Source organism: Streptomyces sp. NBC_00078 (assembly GCF_026343335.1).
Classification (GTDB): domain Bacteria; phylum Actinomycetota; class Actinomycetes; order Streptomycetales; family Streptomycetaceae; genus Streptomyces.
This window is the reverse complement of the sequence record NZ_JAPELX010000001.1, coordinates 9,057,928-9,077,087: the sequence shown is the minus strand read 5'-3', so window position 1 is coordinate 9,077,087 and position 19,160 is coordinate 9,057,928. Positions and strand designations below refer to the sequence as shown.

Annotated in this window: 18 protein-coding genes and 2 pseudogenes; 14 read left to right on the top strand and 6 right to left on the bottom strand. The window is 68.6% G+C overall.

Translation table 11 applies throughout. From position 1 onward, the window contains the following. Nucleotides 1–19 precede the first annotated feature (19 nt). The 5 genes from OOK07_RS42165 to OOK07_RS42145 are packed head-to-tail and all read left to right on the top strand — an operon-like array spanning nucleotide 20 to nucleotide 2,906. Nucleotides 20–481: an acyl-CoA dehydrogenase family protein gene (locus OOK07_RS42165; protein ID WP_266801832.1), complete on the top strand. Its 462-nt coding sequence runs from the start codon at nucleotides 20–22 to the stop codon at nucleotides 479–481. Continuing rightward, nucleotides 442–1,215, top strand: coding sequence for an acyl-CoA dehydrogenase family protein (locus OOK07_RS42160; protein WP_266801831.1), 774 nt, complete (start codon nucleotides 442–444; stop codon nucleotides 1,213–1,215). The genes OOK07_RS42165 and OOK07_RS42160 overlap by 40 nt, the downstream gene beginning before the upstream one ends. A 31-nt stretch (nucleotides 1,216–1,246) precedes the next feature. Next, entirely contained in the window at nucleotides 1,247–1,774 is a 528-nt protein-coding gene (locus tag OOK07_RS42155; protein WP_266801830.1) for an aromatic-ring-hydroxylating dioxygenase subunit beta, read from the top strand. Continuing rightward, nucleotides 1,771–2,595, top strand: a complete 825-nt coding sequence (locus OOK07_RS42150) for an SDR family NAD(P)-dependent oxidoreductase (RefSeq protein ID WP_266801829.1) — start codon at nucleotides 1,771–1,773, stop codon at nucleotides 2,593–2,595. Before OOK07_RS42155 ends, OOK07_RS42150 begins: the two co-directional genes overlap by 4 nt. Next, nucleotides 2,592–2,906 (top strand): non-heme iron oxygenase ferredoxin subunit, encoded by a 315-nt coding sequence (locus OOK07_RS42145; protein ID WP_165340142.1) that lies wholly within the window; start codon nucleotides 2,592–2,594, stop codon nucleotides 2,904–2,906. The genes OOK07_RS42150 and OOK07_RS42145 overlap by 4 nt, the downstream gene beginning before the upstream one ends. A 78-nt stretch (nucleotides 2,907–2,984) precedes the next feature. Here OOK07_RS42145 and OOK07_RS42140 read toward each other — a convergent pair whose 3' ends face one another. Further along, nucleotides 2,985–4,169: an FAD-dependent oxidoreductase gene (locus OOK07_RS42140; protein WP_266801828.1), complete on the bottom strand. Its 1,185-nt coding sequence runs from the start codon at nucleotides 4,167–4,169 to the stop codon at nucleotides 2,985–2,987. A gap of 207 nt (nucleotides 4,170–4,376) precedes the next feature. On the opposite strand from OOK07_RS42140, the gene OOK07_RS42135 reads away from it, so the two are divergent. Continuing rightward, a complete protein-coding gene (locus tag OOK07_RS42135) occupies nucleotides 4,377–5,156 on the top strand; it encodes an IclR family transcriptional regulator (protein ID WP_165340144.1) in 780 nt (259 codons plus the stop codon). A gap of 36 nt (nucleotides 5,157–5,192) precedes the next feature. Here the strand turns inward: OOK07_RS42135 and OOK07_RS42130 are convergent, their stop codons facing one another. Beyond that, a complete protein-coding gene (locus OOK07_RS42130; RefSeq protein WP_266801827.1) occupies nucleotides 5,193–6,257 on the bottom strand; it encodes a DODA-type extradiol aromatic ring-opening family dioxygenase in 1,065 nt (354 codons plus the stop codon). Between OOK07_RS42130 and OOK07_RS43385 the strand changes: the two are divergent. The 5 genes and pseudogenes from OOK07_RS43385 to OOK07_RS42105 form a co-directional block, all read left to right on the top strand. Further along, nucleotides 6,232–6,750, top strand: a pseudogene (locus tag OOK07_RS43385) (hypothetical protein); the annotation flags it as partial. The gene OOK07_RS42130 and the pseudogene OOK07_RS43385 overlap by 26 nt on opposite strands. A gap of 88 nt (nucleotides 6,751–6,838) precedes the next feature. Next, a pseudogene (locus tag OOK07_RS42120) lies at nucleotides 6,839–7,042 on the top strand (hypothetical protein); the annotation flags it as partial. A gap of 14 nt (nucleotides 7,043–7,056) precedes the next feature. Beyond that, nucleotides 7,057–7,863, top strand: a complete 807-nt coding sequence (locus OOK07_RS42115; RefSeq protein ID WP_266801826.1) for a CocE/NonD family hydrolase — start codon at nucleotides 7,057–7,059, stop codon at nucleotides 7,861–7,863. Beyond that, on the top strand, nucleotides 7,856–8,944 hold the full coding sequence (locus tag OOK07_RS42110) for an amidohydrolase family protein (protein WP_266801825.1): 1,089 nt from the start codon (nucleotides 7,856–7,858) through the stop codon (nucleotides 8,942–8,944). Before OOK07_RS42115 ends, OOK07_RS42110 begins: the two co-directional genes overlap by 8 nt. Before the next feature lie 2 nt (nucleotides 8,945–8,946). Next, nucleotides 8,947–9,726 (top strand): electron transfer flavoprotein subunit beta/FixA family protein, encoded by a 780-nt coding sequence (locus tag OOK07_RS42105; protein WP_406313427.1) that lies wholly within the window; start codon nucleotides 8,947–8,949, stop codon nucleotides 9,724–9,726. A 186-nt stretch (nucleotides 9,727–9,912) separates the two neighbouring features. On the opposite strand, the gene OOK07_RS42100 is transcribed toward OOK07_RS42105, so the two are convergent. The 4 genes from OOK07_RS42100 to OOK07_RS42085 all read right to left on the bottom strand — a co-directional run bounded on the left by OOK07_RS42100 (nucleotide 9,913) and on the right by OOK07_RS42085 (nucleotide 15,972). Beyond that, nucleotides 9,913–10,959, bottom strand: a complete 1,047-nt coding sequence (locus OOK07_RS42100; RefSeq protein ID WP_266801823.1) for an SGNH/GDSL hydrolase family protein — start codon at nucleotides 10,957–10,959, stop codon at nucleotides 9,913–9,915. A 688-nt stretch (nucleotides 10,960–11,647) separates the two neighbouring features. Then, nucleotides 11,648–11,965, bottom strand: a complete 318-nt coding sequence (locus tag OOK07_RS42095; RefSeq protein WP_266801822.1) for a hypothetical protein — start codon at nucleotides 11,963–11,965, stop codon at nucleotides 11,648–11,650. Between the two features lie 133 nt (nucleotides 11,966–12,098). Next, entirely contained in the window at nucleotides 12,099–13,742 is a 1,644-nt protein-coding gene (locus OOK07_RS42090; RefSeq protein WP_266801821.1) for a GDSL-type esterase/lipase family protein, read from the bottom strand. Between the two features lie 166 nt (nucleotides 13,743–13,908). Further along, entirely contained in the window at nucleotides 13,909–15,972 is a 2,064-nt protein-coding gene (locus tag OOK07_RS42085; protein WP_266801820.1) for an alpha-L-fucosidase, read from the bottom strand. Between the two features lie 338 nt (nucleotides 15,973–16,310). Between OOK07_RS42085 and OOK07_RS42080 the strand changes: the two genes are divergently transcribed. From OOK07_RS42080 to OOK07_RS42070, 3 genes are all read left to right on the top strand, one after another. Then, on the top strand, nucleotides 16,311–16,505 hold the full coding sequence (locus OOK07_RS42080; protein WP_266801819.1) for a hypothetical protein: 195 nt from the start codon (nucleotides 16,311–16,313) through the stop codon (nucleotides 16,503–16,505). 597 nt (nucleotides 16,506–17,102) lie between these two features. Beyond that, on the top strand, nucleotides 17,103–17,513 hold the full coding sequence (locus OOK07_RS42075; protein ID WP_266801818.1) for a hypothetical protein: 411 nt from the start codon (nucleotides 17,103–17,105) through the stop codon (nucleotides 17,511–17,513). 423 nt (nucleotides 17,514–17,936) lie between these two features. Then, on the top strand, nucleotides 17,937–19,082 hold the full coding sequence (locus tag OOK07_RS42070) for an ABC transporter substrate-binding protein (protein ID WP_266801817.1): 1,146 nt from the start codon (nucleotides 17,937–17,939) through the stop codon (nucleotides 19,080–19,082). Nucleotides 19,083–19,160 lie beyond the last annotated feature (78 nt).

The window sequence follows — 19,160 nt, the reverse complement described above, 5'->3', positions numbered from 1 at the left end:
TCACAGAGAACGAGGAGTCATGAGCCTGCCCTTCGAGATCAGCAAGGAACTGGCCGACTACGCCAATACGGTACGTGAATGGTCGGTCGCCGAGTGCCGGCCCTACGCGCGAGAGGCCGACGACCGGCACGCCCCGCCGGCGAACTGGGCCGAGATCCTCGACACCAGCCCGGTCCCGCTCGGCCGCGCCGACAAGCCCGAAGAGGGTTCCGTACCGGACTTCGAGGAGGGCGACTATGTGTCCAAGGCGGTGATCACGGAAGCGCTCGTCTACGGCGACGTGTGGGTGCCGCCCGTGCTGGGCGGCGGCATCGGCGAACTGGTCGTGGAAGCCATGGGCACGCCCGAGCAGGTCGCCAAGTGGTACGACCCCGTCGTGGAGGGGGCGCCCCGACGGGCTTCGCACTCACCGAGCCGGGCTTCGGCTCCGACACCTCCCTGGTGTCCACCACCGCGACCCGCGAGGGCGACACCTGGGTGATCAACGGCACCAAGATCTTCTGCACCAACGGAGCCACCGGTGAGTACGTCACCGTGTTCGCCACGGTCGACAAGTCGCTGGGCGCGAAGGGCATCAGCTCCTTCGTGGTGCCCAAGGGAACGCCGGGCTTCACCGTTCCCAAGGTCAGCGAGAGCAAGCTGGGCATCCGCAGCTGGGTGACGTCCGAACTGTTCTTCGACAACTGTGTGGTCCCGCTGGAGAACCGGCTCGGCTGGACGGCCGAGGGCGAAGCGGAGACCAGGGCCAGCGGCCGCAGCGGTGCGTTCGCCGCTCTGGTCCACAACCGTCCTCGCATCTCCTCCATGGCCATCGCCCTGGCCCAGGCGTCGCTGGATGTCACCAAGGGCCTCCTGGTCGGGCAGAAGGCGGGGTTCACTCCGCAGCGGTTGTCCCAGATCGAGACCGAGCTGGAGAACATGGAGCACACGCTGGAGCGGGGCCGCCGACTCGTCCTGCGCGCCCAGTATCTCGTCGACATCGGCAAGGACCGCAGCGACACCGTGGCCGCCGCCGCGGCCAAGGGCTACGCGCCGCAGTCCTGCGAGCGCGTGGTCCGGCGCTGCATCCAGCTCCTGGGGCCCGAGGGCTGGAGCAAGGAACTGCTCCTGGAGAAGTGGTACCGGGACATGAAGATCATGGACATCTTCGAGGGGTCGGGCCAGATCCAGCGCATCATCGCCGGCCGCTCACTCATGGGCCGACTGGTCGGCTGAACCGAGCGCAGACACGTAACAAGGAGTCGCAATGGCCACCCAAGCCCCCACCCCGCCGATCGCACCGGCGAATGTCCCCGACAGCCTGGTCCGCTCGGTGGAACGCTACCTCTACGAGGAGGCCGAGCTGCTCGACACATGGCGGCTGCACGAGTGGCTGGAGCTGTTCGCCGCGCACGGGCAGTACCAGGTTCCGTCCACCGACAAGCCGGACGGCGACCCCGCGCGGGATCTCTTCCTCATCCAGGACGACCGCTTTCTGCTGGAGCAGCGGGTGAACTCGCTGCTCACCCGCGCCGCACACGCCGAGTACCCGCACTCCCGTACCCGGCACCTGATCACCAATGTGCGGGTCACCGACGCCACCGACGGACGGCTGACCGTCACTGCCAACTTCGCGGTGTACCGGATGCGTTCGGGCACGGTCGACACGTATGTCGGCGAGTACCGGCACATCCTGCTTCAGGACGAGGACGGATCTTTCCGCTACGAGCTCCGCAAGTCCGTACTCGACCTCGACGCGCTGCACCCGCACGGCAAGGTGAGCGTGATCCTGTGAACCGCCTGCAGGACAAGGTCGCGATCGTGACCGGTACCGGCCCGCTCATCGGCGGTGCCATAGCGGCGGGACTCGCCGCCGAGGGCGCCCGGGTGGTGTGCACCGGGCTCGACGAGGAGTCGGTCAAGCCGTCCGTCGCGGCCATCGAGGCGGCGGGCGGCGAGGCGATCGCCGCCATCGGCGACGTCACCGACCCGGCGCACGCCCCGGAGGTCGTGGAGCAGGCGGTGGCCCGTTGGGGGCGCGTGGACATCCTGGTCAACAGCGCCGTGTGGTTCCACAAGCGCGGGCTGCTGACGATGACCGTCGAGGACTACCGCCGGCAGCTCGACGTGATCCTTGGCGGATCCTTCCTCTTCACCCGCGAAGTCGCCATGTACATGATTGACGCCGGCACTCACGGTAGCGTGATCAACATCCTGTCCACGGCGGCCTGGCAGGGTGAACCGGGCAACATCGGCTACTCCACCGGCAAGAGCGGGCTGATCAACTTCACCCGCTCCGCCGCCATGGAACTGGCCAGGCACGGCATCCGGGTCAACGGCTTCACTCCCACCGTGACCCTTCCCGACGACCCTGAGCGGGCCCGTGAGCTCGTGGGACTGATGGCCGGGCCCAGCGAGTACCCGATGAATTTTCAGGGTCTTTTCCCGATGGGCCGGCTGCCCACTCCCCAGGACTACGTCCCCGCGGTGGTGTTCCTCGCCTCGGACGAGTCCTCGATGATCACCGGAAGCAACATCACCGTCGATGGCGGAGCCACGGCCAAGTACTGGCCCTGGCTCTCCGGCTCGGGTCAGGAAGGACGGCTTGGGCCATGACCACCGAACGCCGCTTCGCCTGCCTGGCCGAGGACGTTGCGCCGGGCACGGCCATCACCGTGCCCGGGGACCCGCCGATCGCCGTGTACCACACGGAGGAAGGCGAGTTCTACGCGACGGCCGACACCTGCACCCACGAGAAGTGGTCGCTCGGGTCCGACAGCGACCTGGAGGGTTGCGAGGTGACCTGCCCGCTGCACATGGCGCGGTTCGACATCCGCACGGGCGAGGCACTCTGCTTCCCCGCCACCGTGGCGCTCCGGACGTACGCGACAGAGATCGACGACGGCAAGGTGTTCGTCGTCGGCTGAGCGCGAGCCGGCTCAGCGACGGTGAGGCCCACAGCGCAACGCTGTGGGCCTCACTGCCGGTCTCACGGCAGAAACGTCTCATGGAAGAAACAACGTGCCGCGCAGTTCCAGGCTCTCGAGGAGGTGGCCGCGGAGCAGGTGCGGATCGGCGGCCATACGGCGGCAGTGCTCGACTCCCTCGGCGAACCGCTCCGGGCTCTCGGTGAGGAACAGCAGACGCATGGCCTGCGCCGACAGCGGGGACACGGACTCCTCGAAGACCTTGCGGCGGTCCTCCGCGTACTGGTCGAGAACCGTGTGTTCCGCGTCACCGTGCACCACGGAGGCCAGCAGCCGGGCGAGTGCGAGGGCGTCGAAGACCCCGCAGGCCAGGCCGAAGCTACGGCTCGGGTTGGTGACGTGGGCGGCGTCTCCGGCGAGTACGACCCGTCCCGACCGGAAGCTCTCGGCCGCACGCTCATGGACCCGGGAGGCCGCCCAGCTCTCCAGCAGCGGGTCGGCCCCGTGCGGCAGCACGGCCTTGAACACGGCGGACATGCGGTCGGCGATCGTCTCCTCCGGCAGCAGCCGGCTCTCCGCGAAGGTGTACCGCCACAGGCCCGTGTCGTCGGCCAGACCGATCAGCGCGCCGTTGTCGAGATCGAGTTGCCAAGAGGAGGGAGACATCCCGAGCCCTGCGAGGTCGAACCGGATATCGGCGGCCACGAACCGCTTGGGCCAGGTCACGCCGGGGAAGCCCATGCCCAGCGACCGCCGGACCTGGCTGTGCGCCCCGTCGGCACCGACCAGCCACGCTGCCCGCAGGGTGGAGACGCCGTGCGGGGTATCTGCCGTCACGGTTACGCCATGCGAGTCTTGCCACACATCGGTCAGGCGTGTGCCCCATTCGAACCTGACCCGGGGGTGGCGGGCCAGCCGGTCGACCACGATCCTGGCCAGCCCATGGGACGGGACGAGCAACTCGAAAGGATGCTCGACCTCGTCCGTGAGGGACCGCAGGTCGAGGACCAACCGCTCACCGGTGCTCGGAACGACGAAGGATCTGGTGTGTGCCACGACGCCGGCCTGGCAGAGCTCCTCCAGGAGGCCGAGGTCCTCCAGCCCGGGCAGAACCGCCCAGTGGTAGACCATGTCGTACGGTCGCGGCTCGATCCCGGACGCTGCTTCGAGCACCGTGACGTCCAGGCCTGCCCTGGCCAGTCCCAGGGCGGTGAGCAGCCCCACGGGGCCGGCTCCTGTGACGACGACCTGTGCGTCCTGCATAGCGGCTTCTCCTTTCCGCCTCATCGGCTGCGCGAGCGCAGAGCAAGCCGTCTACTTACGCTACGGACCGGTGACCAGGGATGACATGGAGTGTTCCAGTGGCTGGAACCTGGACCGCACGGCCTGGGTGGGGGTTTCATACTGCTGAGATGCGGACGAAACCTGGGTGTGCGGTCCGTCGTATGTGCCAGGCCGAACGGAGGGCTGATGCTGATCGCCGAGAATCCGCCGTCGATCCTCTCCAAGGCTTTCGACGTGCTGCGGGCGTTCAACAGTCATGAACGCGTGATGACCCTGACGGAGCTCTCCCGTGCCTCGGGGCTGCCCAAGTCCACCGTGCACCGGCTGCTGGCCCGGTTGATCGAACTGGGCGCGATCGAGCACCACCGCGCCGGGTACCGGATCGGGATCGAGCTGTTCCAGTTGGGCAGCACCACTCCGGCGGGCGTCATGCGGGATGCGGCCATGCCACACATGGCCAGGCTTCACCGATGGACGGGACACACCGTGCAACTGGGGGTCCTGCGCCAGTTCGATGTCGTGTACCTGGAAAAGGTGGCGCGCAACAGCAAATCGTCCGACCCGGACGGTGTCGGTGTACGGTTGCCGGCCAGCTGCACTGCCGTGGGGAAGGCCATGCTGGCGCACGAGAACCTGGAAGACCTGAAGCACTTCCTGCCCAGCCCTCTCCCCGGCCTGACACCGCACACCATCACAGACGTCGACAAGCTGATCCCCGAGCTGCGGCGCATCCGCCAGGGCGAACTGGCTCGTGAACGCGAGGAGGCCAGGCTGGGCCTGGCCTGTGTCGCCGCGCCGATCGTGGTGCGGGGCTTTGCCGTGGGTGCGCTCTCCGTGGCCTATCCGTCCGACGTGGAGCTCGACCCCAAGACCGGGACCGTGCTTCGGGACACCACCGCGCAACTGGCCAAGGAGCTCAAGCAGGGGTTGCCGGAACACGCCCGCTGGTTCCCGCGCGACGTATGATCCGCGGTGGCGGCCACACGTCGCGCGAGAACGTCGTCACTGGTACAGCGCGAAGACCTTGTTGGAGTTGAGGATCTCCGTCGGGACGAAGTCGCTCCACTGCAGTTCGAGACCGAGTTCCGACATCGCACCCAGCAGACAGAACCAGTTGAGCATCTCGTGCTGGCCGGCGTCGACCACCTCTCGCGTGGTCACCTTCTGCCAGGTGTCGTAGTCACCCGCGACGAGGGCGTCGTAGAGCCTGATATCGGCGTCGGAGTCCGGGCGCAGGTGCCAGTCCTTGTCGTTGAGGAAGGCATGGGACCAGCTCGCCGACGCGACCAGCGCCACACGCTTGTCGCCGGCCGCCACCGAACGCGCCACCGCCCGGCCCAGCTCGAAGCAGCGCACCGGCGACGGACCCGGCGGGTCGAGCTGCTCACCGGCCTCGATGTCGGCGAACTTGGCCATGCCGCCCTGCCGGGCGATGACGTGCTCGCCGTAACAGTTCACCGCGATGGGCACGATCGGGTACGGGAATTCCTTTCCCACGTGCTCGTAGTCGAGGAAGATCTGCGTGTTGGCGAACGCGTGCGGGAAATGGACGCCCTTGCGCTGCTCGTAGGAGTAGGCGACGTCCACCCCTGCGGTGAGCACGTCCGTCGCGAGCTGCTTGGCGAAGGCCGGCAGGCCACGCATACGGTAGGTGGTGTCCTTGGGCAGGCCCCAGGCGTTCGGCACCTTGATCATGTCCAGTACGGCGAATGCCTCGACCTCGGTGTCGTCGTAGGCCAACACGCAGAATGAGGGGATGACTTCCTCGCGGAAGTTCTCGTACTGGTCGTCGCCCCAGACCACGACGACATCCGGACGGAACTCGTCGAGTGCCTCACGGCAGCGGGTCAGACCGCTGAGCAACCGGGCCCGGTGGGCGGCGGCAGCGGCGACACCCTGGTCGTCTCCCCATTCACGCTGCGCGAGCTCGGGCCAGTTGCGGACGTCCTTCCGGTCGGCGGGGATGTCGGGATCCTTCAGGGTGCTCTTGAGCAGATTCGCCATATGCGTGTCGGCACCCGCCAACATCGGATAGTGCGTGATGCCGAGACCAAGCACCTCAGCCATGGTCGTTCCTCCCGAAGATCCATACGGAGGCGTAGGACACCTCCGTCGTATCGGCCGCGGTGCGCGGCCTCGAACTCCGGTCTACCTGTCAGCAGTTCCTGCGCCGATGGTGAGTTCTACTGCCCGGAACCGTTCGTTGGCGGGGTACGTGGCGGTGCACAGGATAGGGGCATGCCTGGTCGTCCGGCCGCGCACGGTCATCCGGCCGCCGGACGCAGGGAGGCCGGAAGGTGGTGGGCACGGAAATCTACGGCCCGGCGTAGTCGCTACCGTCGCCGCAGCGGCCGACCAGCATGTCCTCGGCGAGTCGCAGGCGGACCGCGTCCTTGGACGAACGAGCTTGATTTCCTGGGCCTGTGAGCCCGGCCTCACGAGGACGAAAGGAAAAGTGATGGACCTTCGACTCGGCGGCAGGCGGGCGATCGTCGCAGGAGGGAGTCGTGGAATCGGCTTGGCGGCAGCCCAGGCGTTTGCCGCTGAAGGAGTCCGTGTCGCCTTTGCCGCCAGGGACGAGTCCGTCCTCAAGTCGGCCCGTGACCAGGTGGCGGCACACCGTGCGCGGCACGGTGCAGGCGGACATGAAGCGCAGCCAGCTCAAGCGCGTCCAGGACTTTCAGGCCCGCCACGAGGAGCCGGCGCACACGGCCCTGACCGCCCTCAAGGACGCGGCGGTCAGCGGCGACAACGTCTTCGCCGTCCTCATGGACGCCGCCCGGGTCTGCTCGCTCCAGCAGATCACCGACGCCTTCTTCGAGGTCGACGGCCAGTACCGCCGTAACGTCTGAAAGGTAGGACCCCCATGGATTCCGTCACCCGCCCAGCCCGGCGTGGTCGGCTGCGGCCTCATGGGGTCCGGTATCGCAGAAAGACGTCGCAGGACAAGAGGACCGCGCGAGCACTGTGGACGCTTCCGCTGGCCGAGGCCGACATCGCCGCGTTCGGTGAGCATTCCCCGTACATCCAGGACATCGTCACCCACGACGCCACCTCCCCGCGGTGGGACGGGATCGACCACAGCCACCGGGTCGCCGACGTGACCGTGCCGGCCAGCTCGGTCGGCGGCTGGTACGACATCTTCGTGATGGGCGAGGACGCGTGGCGCTCGTTCGACTCCTGGCCACCGGCCGGGTACTCGCCACAGCGTTTCCACCTCGGTGCCGCGGGTGCGCTGACTTCGGAGCCACCCGCTGAGTCCTCAGTGGGCACTTACCGCTACGACCCGGCCGACCCCACCCCGACGGTCGGCGGCGTGCGGCTGGCCGTGGGCGTCGCCGGACGGGCCGAGAACACCGAGCTCGAGGCCCGCCCGGACGTGCTCACCTACACCACACCGGTACTCGACCAGGACGTCGAGGTCGTCGGTGAGGTCAGCGCCGAGATCCGGTTCTCCTCCAGCCTGCCGCACGCCGACGTGTTCGTGCGGCTCTGCGACGTCGACCAGGACGGCCGGTCGTGGAACGTGTGCGACGGCCTGGTGAGCCTTAGCGACGCCGCCGAACCACAGGGCGTCGTGCGTTCGGGACCCCGCGGCGACGGGGAGTTCTACTGCCCGGAACCGCTTGTTGGCGTGGTGTCCGGGGGGCGGGAACATAGCGGGCATGCCTGATCTTCCGGCCGCTCACGGTCACCCGGTCGTCGATATCCACGCTCATTACTTCCCGTCCGCGCTGCGTCCGCCGACTCGGGTGGCTGACGATCCGCGTTGGCCGTTCCTGGTCATCGACGAGGGCGGCGGGGCGGGGCGGATCATGCGCGGCACCGAGGTCTTTCGGCGTGTGAAGCCCGCCCTGTGGGACATGCAGGCCCGGCTGGCCGAGCTGGATGCGGCAGGCGTCGGCATGCAGGTGATCTCGCCGGTGCCGGTGACCTTGTCGATGTGGGCGGAGGGCAAGGACGCCGCGGAGTTCCTGCGCCGGCAGAACGACCTGTTCGCCGAGGCCGTGTCCGCGTCGGGGGGCCGGCTGCGCGGTCTGGGTGCCGTACCTCTGCAGGATGTCGACGCGGCCATCACCGAAATGCTGCGCGTCAAGCAGGAGCTGCGGCTGGACGGAGTGGAGATCGGCACCCGCATCGGTGATCTGGAGCTGGATGCTCCGGTGCTCAGGCCGTTCTTCGCGGCGGCGCAGGAGGCGGGGGTGCCACTCTTCGTCCATCCTACGGACGTCGCGCACGCGGTACGCCGTGCGGAGCCGATGTACTCGTTCGGTGTCGGCATGCTGACGGACACCGCTCTGGCGGCTACCGCGCTGGTCTTCGGCGGGGTGCTGGAGGAGTTTCCGGAACTGCGGGTCGCCCTGGCACACGGCTGCGGCGCGTTCCCCTGGACGTATCCGCGTACGGCGTACGGGGACGCGCTCCTGCGGGGCGGCCCCGATCCCGAGCGCACCGCCCAACTCAACCGGCTGGTTGGCTCGTTGTGGGCGGACGCGTTGGTCTTCGACCCGGAGCATCTGCGACTGGTGGCCGAGCGTGTGGGTGCCGACCACCTGATGCTCGGCACCGATTATCCCTTCCTGACGGCACCGTTGGAGACCGCCCTGACCACCGTCACCGGGGCAGCCGAGCAGAACGTGCTCAGCGAGTCAGAGACGGCACGTGTCCTTGGCCGCAACGCCCTCGAATTCCTGGGTCTGTGGGCCGATGCACCGCAGGCCGGAGACGACCGAGCAAGGAGAAATAGCGCGTGAGCATGAAGATCCTCGCCCTCGTGAAGTACGTGCCGGATGCGACGGGTGACCGGCGGTTCACCGAGGAGATGACGACTGACCGGGACGCCGTGGACGGGCTTCTCTCGGAGCTCGACGAGTACGCGGTGGAACAGGCACTGCAGATCTCCGAGTCGCACGGGGACGCCGAGGTCATTGTTGTCACGATGGGGCCGGCCGACGCCAAGGACGCGTTGCGCAAAGCCCTTTCCATGGGGGCGGACAGGGCCGTCCACATGGACGACGAAGACCTTCACGGCACCGACGTTTTCGGTACCTCGTCCGTCCTGGCCGAGCTCGTCCAGCACGTCGGCTTCGACCTGGTCGTCTGCGGTATGGCCTCGACCGACGGCGGCATGGGCGTCGTCCCGGCGCTGCTTGCCGAGCGGCTGGGCGTCCCCCAGGTCACCCTGCTCTCGGAGGTGGCCGTCGATGACGGCGTCGTCAGCGGTCTGCGGGACGGCGACACCGCCACGGAGCGGCTCCAGGCGGAGTTGCCGGCGGTGGTGTCGGTGACCGACCGCTCGGGCGAGGCTCGTTACCCCTCTTTCAAGGGCATCATGGCCGCCAAGAAGAAGCCGGTGGAGTACCTCGACCTGGACGACCTCGGCATCGACGCCGCCACCGTGGGCCTGGCAGGCTCCTGGACGGCCGTCGACACCGCCACCGCCCGTCCGCCGCGGACCGCGGGGTCGGTCGTCAAGGACGACGGCGACGGAGGAACCCGCCTCGCGGAGTTTCTGGCGTCCCAGAAGTTCATCTGAGCCGGCCCCACGAGATTCAGGAGAGTAGATCAATGGGTGAGGTTCTCGTCCTGGTCGAGCACGCGGACGGTCGCGTTCGCAAGCCGGCCCTCGAACTGCACCCCGGCCGTCCTCTTGCCGAGCCGAGCAGGCCGCCCGCGACACCGCGAGCGGCCTGCTGCGCAAGTCCGATCTACTGACTGGCCGTCAGCTCTCCTCACCCGTACGGCGTCTGCGCGCGAAGTAGACCGCGGCGGTTCCGGCCACCACGACCGCGAGACCGGCACCCGCGAGGACGGGACTACTGCTCGACGCGCCGGTCTCGGCGAGATCTCCGTTCGTGGTCGGGTCGTTCGCCCCCGTGTCCTTGCCGGGCGCGGGCGTGCCCGACGCGCTGGGCGTCGGGGACGCGCCCTCACCGGGCGCGTCGCTCTCGGCGAGCACCGCCGCGAAGGCGCCCGCGATCACCTTGTGGCCGTCGGCGTTGGGGTGGGGGTCCTTCTTCGTGCACGCCCAGGTCAGCTGACAGATCTTGGCCACGTTCGCCGGCACCTCGCCCGCGCCGGGCACGTTCACCTGGGTGGTGAAGTCGTCCGAGGAGAAGGCCCCGGCCACGTCCGCCACCTTGAAGCCGGTGGACTTGTACACCTGGGCGATCCCCGTGTTGGCGGCCTTGACCAGGGGTGCCGACTCCTTGGCGGCCTGCTGCCCCGCGGCGCCCTGCAGCCAGGCCCCCAGGAACGGGTTGTGGTACGTCGAGCCCACGAACTGCGTGTTGTCCGTGCCGGCCTTGCGGAGCGTGCCCGCGATCTGGGCCAGGTTCTTCGCCATGGCCTGGCTCTTGCTGTTCAGGCATGCCCCGTCGAGGGTGCCGGCCGGGCTGACGCAGTTGAGGAGGATGTCGTTGGCGCCCACGCTGAGGGTGACGTAGGCGACCTTGCCGTGGTTCTTGGCCATGGCCTGCAGGGCGGCGTCCAGTTGGGACTTGGCGTGCGGGTAGTCGCACTTTCCGCCGTTGATCAGGGATTCGGTGGTCTCAGCGGTGCAGCCGAGGCGTATGTGCTTCAGCCCGGGGGTGCGCTGCTTGAGCTGCGCGAAGAGCTGGTCGGTGTAGGCGACATCGGTGTCCTTGTCGACGTCCGGCTGGTAGCCGGAGGCCAGGGAGTCACCGAGCGAGATGTAGTACGTGGTGTCCTTGGCGCCGGTCACCTCGTCTGCGGCGGCCAGTCCGGGCGTGCTCAGCACGAGCGTCATGGCAGAGACGGCCAACGGGGGGCCGAAACGCTGAAGGGATCTCATCACTTACATGCTTTCCAGTTGGTGGGGGGTGGGGTGCCGAAAGGCATTGGCCTGAGACGTGGCTACAAGCAGCGGAACTCAGCTGCAACGGTTTCCGGGCACCCGAAGAAGGCCTTGGTGAAGGCATAGGGGGATTTTCTGCCTCCGTGACGCTGCGGGATCTGCCCGCCTTTGCTTCGGAGACGCGGGTGTCAATCTAGCAAGGCTGACACCGAGTTGGATATGAGGGTCCGACAACGTAACGATCACATCGACACGTATAATCAACAGAAGGGCTCGAGCGGCCGGGAATTGCTCACCAGACTCGCTGGTAACCATTCGTTGAGTGATCAGCTGGGTGGCAACTCGCCTCGCGGGCGGCCGCCCACCTGCACGAGCTGAACCGCTCCGGGATCAGTGGATGCCCTACAGGTCAAGTCCAACTGCCGGTTTGGGGGCTGGTGTTGAGCGTAGTGGGCCCCTTGTTCGACGGGCCGAATGGCGCCGATCGCGGAATGTAGACGCTGGAGGCTAATCCGGTCCACCGATTCCGCGGAGTTGGATAGCCCGCGGCAGTTCGGCTCGACCCCGAACACCTTCTTGAACTCGTCGATGAACGCTACGAGCGTCTTGGTAACCGGTCGAGCTCTGCCGTGAGGAAAGCCTACGCCGCCTTCAAAGCCAGACAGCCGCCGTCCGACTGGGCGCGGGTCATGCTGGATTGGTGCGGCATGACCGTCGCGGCCTGCGACGCCTGCCATGACCGCATCCACGACGCGCAGTCGGCCGGATCATTCACGCCCTGAGCACGGAGAGCTGGATGACGGGAAACCGTCACGTCCGGATAGGCGTCCCCGCCCGAGGCGGTGATGCCGAGGTCCAGGTTCGGGCCCTCGTCCTCGGTGGGGAGGTAGTAGTTCTCCTGGGCATCCAGGACGAGCGTCGTTCCTGCGGCGTTCGCGGCCGGGGTTGCAACCGCCATAACGGCGGCCGCGACAGCGGCGGCCGCCGCTGTCCGCCATGTTCTTTACGGGCAACGGGCCGTTCCGTCCGGTGCCCCGTACGCGGAGAGGGGGCGCCGAACAGAACTACGGCGTCCGGGAGGTGGGCACCGCTCAGGAGGTGAGCAGCGCGAGGTTCACCGTGTTGGCCATGGCCTGCATGCCCGCGCTGTTGGGGTGCACATGGTCGCCGCCGTCGTAGGCGGGGAGCAGCTGCGCCGGGTTGGCCGGGTCCCGGAGCGCCGCGTCGAAGTCGATCACCGCATCGAACGCGCCGCTGGTGCGGATCCAGTCGTTGACCTGGGCGCGGCTGGCGGCCTTGTCGGCGGTCTGCGAGGCCGGCAGGATCGTCCCGCCGATGATTCGGACACCGGCCGTGTGTGCCTGGTCGATAATGGTCCGGTAGCCGGCGATGATCTCGTCGGCGGTGGTGGGGAAGGCGGTGGAGTTGATGTCGTTGATGCCCTCCAGCAGGATGACGTCCTTCACGCCCGGCTGGGTCAGGACGTCGTGGGAGAACCGGGTGACGGCCGCGATGCCCTGCTGCGTGGACGGGCTGTCGTGGACCACGCGGTTGCCGCCGATGCCCGCGTCGGCCACGCCGAGGCGCTGGCCGCCGGACTCGGCCTGCAGCCGCCGGGCGAGGTAGTCGGGCCAGCGCCGGTTGGCGTTGTCGGTGGCGCTGGAGCCGTCGGTTATGGAGTCGCCGATGGCCACGACGGTTCCCTTGGCCGTGGGTGACACGACGTCGAGTCCGGCGACGTAGAACCAGTGGTTCGTGGTGGCGGTGAAGTTCGTCGCGGCCTCCTCGGCGGCGTGGTTGCCGGTGCCCGCGGCGGACAGGTACGAGGTCTGGTGGGCGTCGTAGTGGTAGGTCGAGGCGCCGGTGGTGCCCGGGAGATAGACGCTCACCAGCAGGTTCTGCTCCGCGACGACCGACATCGGGATGACGTCGCTGGTCAGTTCCTGCCCGGCGGGGATGGCCGGCGTGGCCGACCGGCCGAAGGTGACGGTGTGCGTGGTGCCCGCGACCGCGGTGGCGCCGCTGGACTGGACGGCCACCGTGACGGCACCGACCGAGAGGGCGGTCGTGCTGCGCAGGTTGGACAGCCGGATGCGCAGCCCCGCGCCGGAGGTGTTGTTGTGGACGACCATCCGGAGGGTCTGCGCGTTGAAACTCTGGCCGCCGCTGGTCATGGCCGGGCCCCAGGTGCCGGAGCGCGGGCGCTCGGTCAGGCTCCACTGCTGGTTGGCGTTGGCCGTGGTCTTGCAGGTCCACTGGATGATCCGGTGGTCCTCCGCGGCGGAGCCGTCGGAGACGTCCAGGCACAGGCCGCTGCGGGCGGAGACGATCTCCGAACCGCTGAAGGTCCAGTTCTGGTTGCTGGCGCCGGTGCAGGGCCACTGGATGATCGGGCTTCCCGCGGTCACGGAGCCGTTCTGCACGTCCATGCACTTGCCGCTGTTGATGTTGACCAGCGAGAAGGTGCCGTCGCCGTGGTCGACCGCCTCCCACAACTGGCCGGGGCCCCCGGAGGCGGTCTTCTGCACGACCGTCGCGCCGTCGGCCAGGGAGTCCCCCTGCACGGCGGCGTTCTTGCCGCTGTTGGCCGCCGTCAGGGAGTAGACGTGGCCGCCCTGCGGCGCGCCCGCCGCCGAGGCGTCTCCCGCCGGGACGAGGGCGAGTCCGACAGCGGCCAGACAGGTGGCGGATGCCGTGGCCGCGAGTCTGGCGGAGAGTCTTCGGGAGGTGTGCATGTGCGGCCCTTCTTTGCCGGGTGGAGACGTGCGGCTCTTCCGCCTGGGGACGTGCCTTCGTGGAGACTGCGGGCCGGAGGGCCCCCGGCGCACAGCGGCCACGCAGGAGGCACGTCGTGGCCAGAGGCCGAAGAAGAGGTTCGGGCGGCGCGGCGATGACGGGTGGTCAGGAGGTGGGCTGGAAGGTCCACAGCAGGTTGTTGCTGGTGACCCAGGTCCACTGCTTGGTCACGGACCCGGAGGGGACCTGTCCGCCGCCGTCGAGGACGAGTCCGGTGGTGCGGTTGGCGATCGAGTACTGGCCGTTGCCGCGGTCGGTTATCTTCCACTGCTGGTGGGGGCCGCCGTTCCAGGCCGCTTGCTGGGCGGGAGCGCCGTTGCTGGTCGAGCCCCAGCCGTCGGCGACCATGCCGTTGGCGCGGTTGACCAACCTGTAGTAGCCGTCGCCGAGGTCCACGGCCTGCCACTGGAGGTTGGGGCTGTCGACCGGCGTCCACTGCTTGAGGTTCGAGCCGCTGGCGACGTTGCCGCCACTGTCCAGGGCCAGACCGTCCGTGACGTTGATCAGACGGAAGTACGAGGCCGGATTGAAGGTGACCTTCAGCGAGACGATGGCGTCGTTGTTGCCGGTCACCCGCAGGTCGGGATTGTCCGCGGTGAACGTCCAGGCCGTGCCGGTGAAGTTGTCGCCGGAGTAGCCCGTCACCCGGTAGCCCTGGGGCACCCTCAGCGAGGAGATGGTCGCGGACCCCACCCCCGCGGCCGACAGCTGGGAGGAGGTGTAGCTGCCCAGCGTCAGGACGGCGCTCGCCGAGGAGTAACTCACGTCCTGGAACACGGTCACCCGGGCTCCGCCGGCGGCCGTGGGGACGCCGCTGACCTCGACGCAGACCACGGAGTCATTGGCATCCGGGGCGGTAGCCGGCACGGCGACGCTGATCTGGCCGCCGCTGACGGTGTAGGCGAGCGAGGCCGAGGGGTTGTTCATCAGGTAGACGCGGCTGATCGTGTTGGTGATCGCCGGGATCTGCAGCACGCCGCCCGTGGGCCAGGTGAAGACGTGGGCGAACAGCTTGCCGTCCTTCTTGGTGGCCCTCCCCCAGGTGGGGTCGGTGGTGAAGGGGCTTGCCGTGGCTCCGTGCACGCTGTCGCCGTACGTCGCCATCCAGGAGGCCAGGCCGCGCAGGATGGTCACGGATCCGGCGGTGACCGAGCCGTCGCCCTTGGGGCCGATGTTCAGCAGGAAGTTGCCGTCCCGCGAGACGCAGGTGACGAGCTCCTGAACGAAATCCCTGACGGGGCGGTAGGAGTTCTCCTTGCCCGCGTTGTAACCCCAGGCGCCGTTCATGGTGTCGCATTTCTCCCACTGGCGGTCCAGCGGCGCGTTGGGGACACCGAACTCCGCGACCGCGTAGTCGCCCAGACCGAGGTCCCGCTTGACCCGTTCGTTGACGACGAGTCCGGGCTTGCGGGAGATCAACCAGTTGTAGAGGTCGACACCGTCCGACCGGAGCCACCAGTCCTGGAGGGTGGGGCTGGAGGGTTCGCCGAACCAGTCGCCGTCGAACCACAGGAGCGCCGGGTCGTAGCGGTCCAGCAGCTCCTGCAGTTGGGCTTTCATGTCCGCGATATAACCCGTGCGGGCGGCCTGCGATGCCATCGTGGTGACACCGCCGCTTCGGATGGTCTGGGAGGGGTGGTTCCAGTCCAGGATCGAGTAGTAGAGGCCGAACTTGACGCCTCGTGCCTCGCACTCGGTCTTGAGCGCCGCCAGCAGATCACCCTGGACACCGGCGTAGTCGTGCAGGTTGTACAGCTTGGTGCCGGTGGTGTCGGTGAAGCTGGGGACGTTGGAGTCCCACATGGCGAAGCCTTCATGGTGTTTGGCAGTGATGACCAGGTACTTCATGCCGGCGTCCGCCGCCAGTTGGGCGATGGTTGCCGCGTTGAACGCGGTGGGGTTGAAGTGCGCGGACACCTGGGTCTGGTAGTTGGCCTTGGACCAGCTCTCGGAGCTGAAGGCCCACTCGCCGTGGCCGAGGTAGGAGTAGGACCCGAAGTGGATGAACATCCCGAACCGGGCCTGGTACCACCAGTCCATCTTCGAGGGGACCGAGTACGCCTCGGCGGCGGTGGGCCACAGGGCCTGCGGCAGTCCGAAGGCCACGGTGCCGCCGGCGAGGGCGGCGGCCTTGAAGAGGGAGCGCCTGCTGAGGGGAGCGGAGGTCATGTGCGGCTCCAGAAGGGGTGAAGGACACGGGGCGTGTCGACAGTCGTTTGTCCGTGACTCAGCCCGGAAGGCGGGGGCAACGGCGGCTCGTGTCCACTCAGGCCACATCTTCTCGGACATCGGATGTATTAAGCGGCACGCCCTCACGTCTTGTCTAGAGCTAGGGACGGAAATCAGGAATCTTCTCCTCGTCACTGCCCCACGATCAGGTCAACACCGAAAAATAGGTCGGATCTATCGCGGTCGATGCGTGAAATGCGCACGGCTTCGCAGCGCGGCCACCTGACCGCACTGCGAAACCCTGATTGCTCACCAAGTCCTGCAGTTCCGGAGTCAGCTTGAGGAGTTTGCGCCGCCGGCCGGTGATGGAGATTGCCGGGGTGCCGCGCGAGCTGATCCGCTGGACCGCTCGGCGCAGCGACCAGATCGCCGCCTGCCTGGAGGATCTGGAGCATGAGTACGTCACCGCCGTCGTCGACGACGGCGAGCTGAAGTTCCTGCCCCTGGTCTCCGAGCGGGCCGCGCCAAGCTGAACCAGATGGCCGCCCGCAAGACCCGTCCGCCCAAGCGGAAGACCCGGCCGCTCGCGCAGCTGCGCAAGGAGTGGAAGGAGAGCGCGATCCGCACCCCAAAGGTGGCCGTCGACATCATCAACTCCCTCCTGGAGTACGCCCGCGCCGCGGCTGCGGCGATCCGGTCCCGGGTCGCCGCCGTGGTAGACGTCGCCCTGGCGGCCGTCGACGTCGCCGCGACGGTGTTCGTGATGAACGAAGGCGGCCGTTTCCACCGCCGGCACCTGCTCGCCGAAGCCCGCCGTCACCTCGCTCTCGTCCTGCGCGGCCGCCGCCGCGACTCCGGCCTGGACGACCGGATCGTGGCCGCCCCCGTTTCCACCTACTGCCTGGACATCAGCGAAACCGTGCGCGGCCTGGAGGCCGACTACCGCCTCTACACCACCCGGTGGGCGCTGTCCGACCTCCCCGCCCGGCGCCGCCCACCCACACCCGCACCCGGCCCGGACCGGCAACCCCCGGCCGATCCCGGCTTCACCCCGGCCCCCGGACCAGGACGCGGGGGAGCGGGAAGTCCCCCGCATCCCGCCGCAGTACGAGCGAGCTGTCCTCGCCGGCGTGGTGGTGCGGGAGAAGCTGCGCACCACCACCGCCGCGCGGGGGCGGGCGTACGACGTCGTCGCGCACCAGCAGGCGGCGATGCCCGAGCAGCTGCTCGCGCCCGCGGCCGCCGACTCGGAGCGCGACGACCAGGAGGCGGAGGCCGGACGCCGGGAGGCGATCGACCTGACGGCGCTGCGGGCCTTGAGGGAGTCGCGCACGGACGTGGAAGCCCTCGATCTCACGGACGAGCGGCTGCGCCACCTCCAGGACGCGTTCTCCAAAGCGGCCGACGACTCCCGCACCCGCGCGGACCGCTACGCCGAACAGGATGATGCCGCCGCAGTGCGGCCGGTGCGCCAGGACGACCAGCAGGCGCACCGCCCGCCGGAGCCCGGACGGCACCGTGGTCGGGAGGCCGGCCACTGAGTGCACCCAATGGCGCGCACCCGATGCCGTGGAGAGTGGTGAGGGAGACGCCGGCCCGGCGCCGGTCACGCCCCGCCGCTCGGTGGTCCGTCGCCCCCGCCGGCCGTGAACTCACCGGCGACCGCACAGGCACGAGCGTCGGACTTGGCGGCTGCCCGGCATCAGCTCGTCGCCGCCGTCCGCGCAGTAGTGGTCGAGACGCTCATCCCGCGCCGGAGCACCGCCCCTCCTGCGCGGTAGACCGACGACACCAGGGCCTGACAAGCCGCGTTCAACCGATCGGTTGAACGCGGCTTCCACCTCATGGAGGTCTCTTTTCTCCGTACGGACGACGCGAAGTCGCGGTGGGCCGCGGCAGGATGGCCATCGCCCATGGCGCGCGCCGGGTCTTGTGTGCCACCCCCCTGAGAGAGGTCTCTTCGCATGCCCAGTTTCCCCAGCAGACGACGTGTCCTCACCGCCGGTGCCGGCGTCGCCCTCGGTGCCGGCGCCTTCGGTGCCTCGGCGCTCCCGGCCTCGGCCTCTCCCGCACTGTCGGGGCGCTCGGCCGGGCGCGAGGAGACCAGGTCGCTCGACGAGCTCTACCAGGCCGCCCTCGCGGAGGGCGGGAAGCTCGTCGTCTACGCCGGCGGTGACACGCCGACGCAGCAGGACGGCACCAAGGCCGCCTTCAAGGACCGCTTCCCGGACATCGACCTGACGCTGATCGTCGACTACAGCAAGTACCACGACGTGCGCGTCGACAACCAGTTCGCCACCGACACCCTCGTGCCGGACGTCGTGCAGTTCCAGACCGTCCAGGACTTCGACCGCTGGAAGCAGCAGGACCGCCTGCTGCCCTACAAGCCCGCCGGGTTCTCGAAGGTCTACGACAAGTTCAAGGACCCGCAGGGCGCGTGGGTGGCCACGGGAGCGATCGCCTTCAGCCTCGTGTACAGCACGACGGCGGTCGGCTCGGGCGTGCGGCTCACGCCGCGCGACCTGGTCGACCCGAAATGGAAGGGCAAGATCGCCTCGTCCTACCCGCACGACGACGACGCCGTCCTCTACCTCTACACGCTGTACGCCCAGAAGTACGGCTGGGAGTGGGTGGCCAGGCTTGCCGCGCAGGACGTGCAGTTCGCGCGGGGCAGCAACTCCCCCGGCGACGCCGTCTTCGGCGGGCAGAAGCCGATCGGTATCGGCACCGCCGGCTCGGCGGTCCCGTCGACGTCCTCCCCGGTGAAGTTCGTCATCGACCCGCGACACCCGTTCATGGCCTGGGGCCAGCGCACCGCGATCCTCAAGCGGGCCAGGAACTCCACGGCCGCCAAGCTCTTCCTCAACTGGCAGCTGTCCACCGAGCACCAGCAGCAGTCCTTCAACGGCTGGTCCGTGCGCACCGACGTCACTCCCCCGGCCGGCCTGAAGCAGATGTGGGAGTACCCCAACGCCCATGTGGACGGCTTCCCCCGCTTCATGGCCGACCGCGCCGAGGTGGAGCGCTGGAGGCAGACCTTCGCCCTGTACTTCGGCGAGGTCAAGGGCGACCCCACGCCGGGCTGGCTCGGACTGCACCCGGGGGCCTAACCGTCGGTGGGGCTGCCGTACTCTCCCGGCTCTCCCACCGGCGGAACGGCGGCCTCACCCTTCACATGGGTCATACAG

Bases quoted from the DNA above. Each gene is read 5' to 3' on its own strand.
- OOK07_RS42090 (WP_266801821.1), bottom strand. From the start codon at position 13,742: ATGCACACCTCCCGAAGACTCTCCGCCAGACTCGCGGCCACGGCATCC.
- OOK07_RS42135 (WP_165340144.1), top strand. From the start codon at position 4,377: ATGCTGATCGCCGAGAATCCGCCGTCGATCCTCTCCAAGGCTTTCGAC.
- OOK07_RS42085 (WP_266801820.1), bottom strand. From the start codon at position 15,972: ATGACCTCCGCTCCCCTCAGCAGGCGCTCCCTCTTCAAGGCCGCCGCC.
- OOK07_RS42155 (WP_266801830.1), top strand. From the start codon at position 1,247: ATGGCCACCCAAGCCCCCACCCCGCCGATCGCACCGGCGAATGTCCCC.
- OOK07_RS42095 (WP_266801822.1), bottom strand. From the start codon at position 11,965: ATGGCGGTTGCAACCCCGGCCGCGAACGCCGCAGGAACGACGCTCGTC.
- OOK07_RS42115 (WP_266801826.1), top strand. From the start codon at position 7,057: ATGGATTCCGTCACCCGCCCAGCCCGGCGTGGTCGGCTGCGGCCTCAT.
- OOK07_RS42140 (WP_266801828.1), bottom strand. From the start codon at position 4,169: ATGCAGGACGCACAGGTCGTCGTCACAGGAGCCGGCCCCGTGGGGCTG.
- OOK07_RS42100 (WP_266801823.1), bottom strand. From the start codon at position 10,959: ATGACGCTCGTGCTGAGCACGCCCGGACTGGCCGCCGCAGACGAGGTG.
- OOK07_RS42070 (WP_266801817.1), top strand. From the start codon at position 17,937: ATGCCCAGTTTCCCCAGCAGACGACGTGTCCTCACCGCCGGTGCCGGC.
- OOK07_RS42105 (WP_406313427.1), top strand. From the start codon at position 8,947: ATGAAGATCCTCGCCCTCGTGAAGTACGTGCCGGATGCGACGGGTGAC.
- OOK07_RS42130 (WP_266801827.1), bottom strand. From the start codon at position 6,257: ATGGCTGAGGTGCTTGGTCTCGGCATCACGCACTATCCGATGTTGGCG.
- OOK07_RS42165 (WP_266801832.1), top strand. From the start codon at position 20: ATGAGCCTGCCCTTCGAGATCAGCAAGGAACTGGCCGACTACGCCAAT.
- OOK07_RS42110 (WP_266801825.1), top strand. From the start codon at position 7,856: ATGCCTGATCTTCCGGCCGCTCACGGTCACCCGGTCGTCGATATCCAC.
- OOK07_RS42145 (WP_165340142.1), top strand. From the start codon at position 2,592: ATGACCACCGAACGCCGCTTCGCCTGCCTGGCCGAGGACGTTGCGCCG.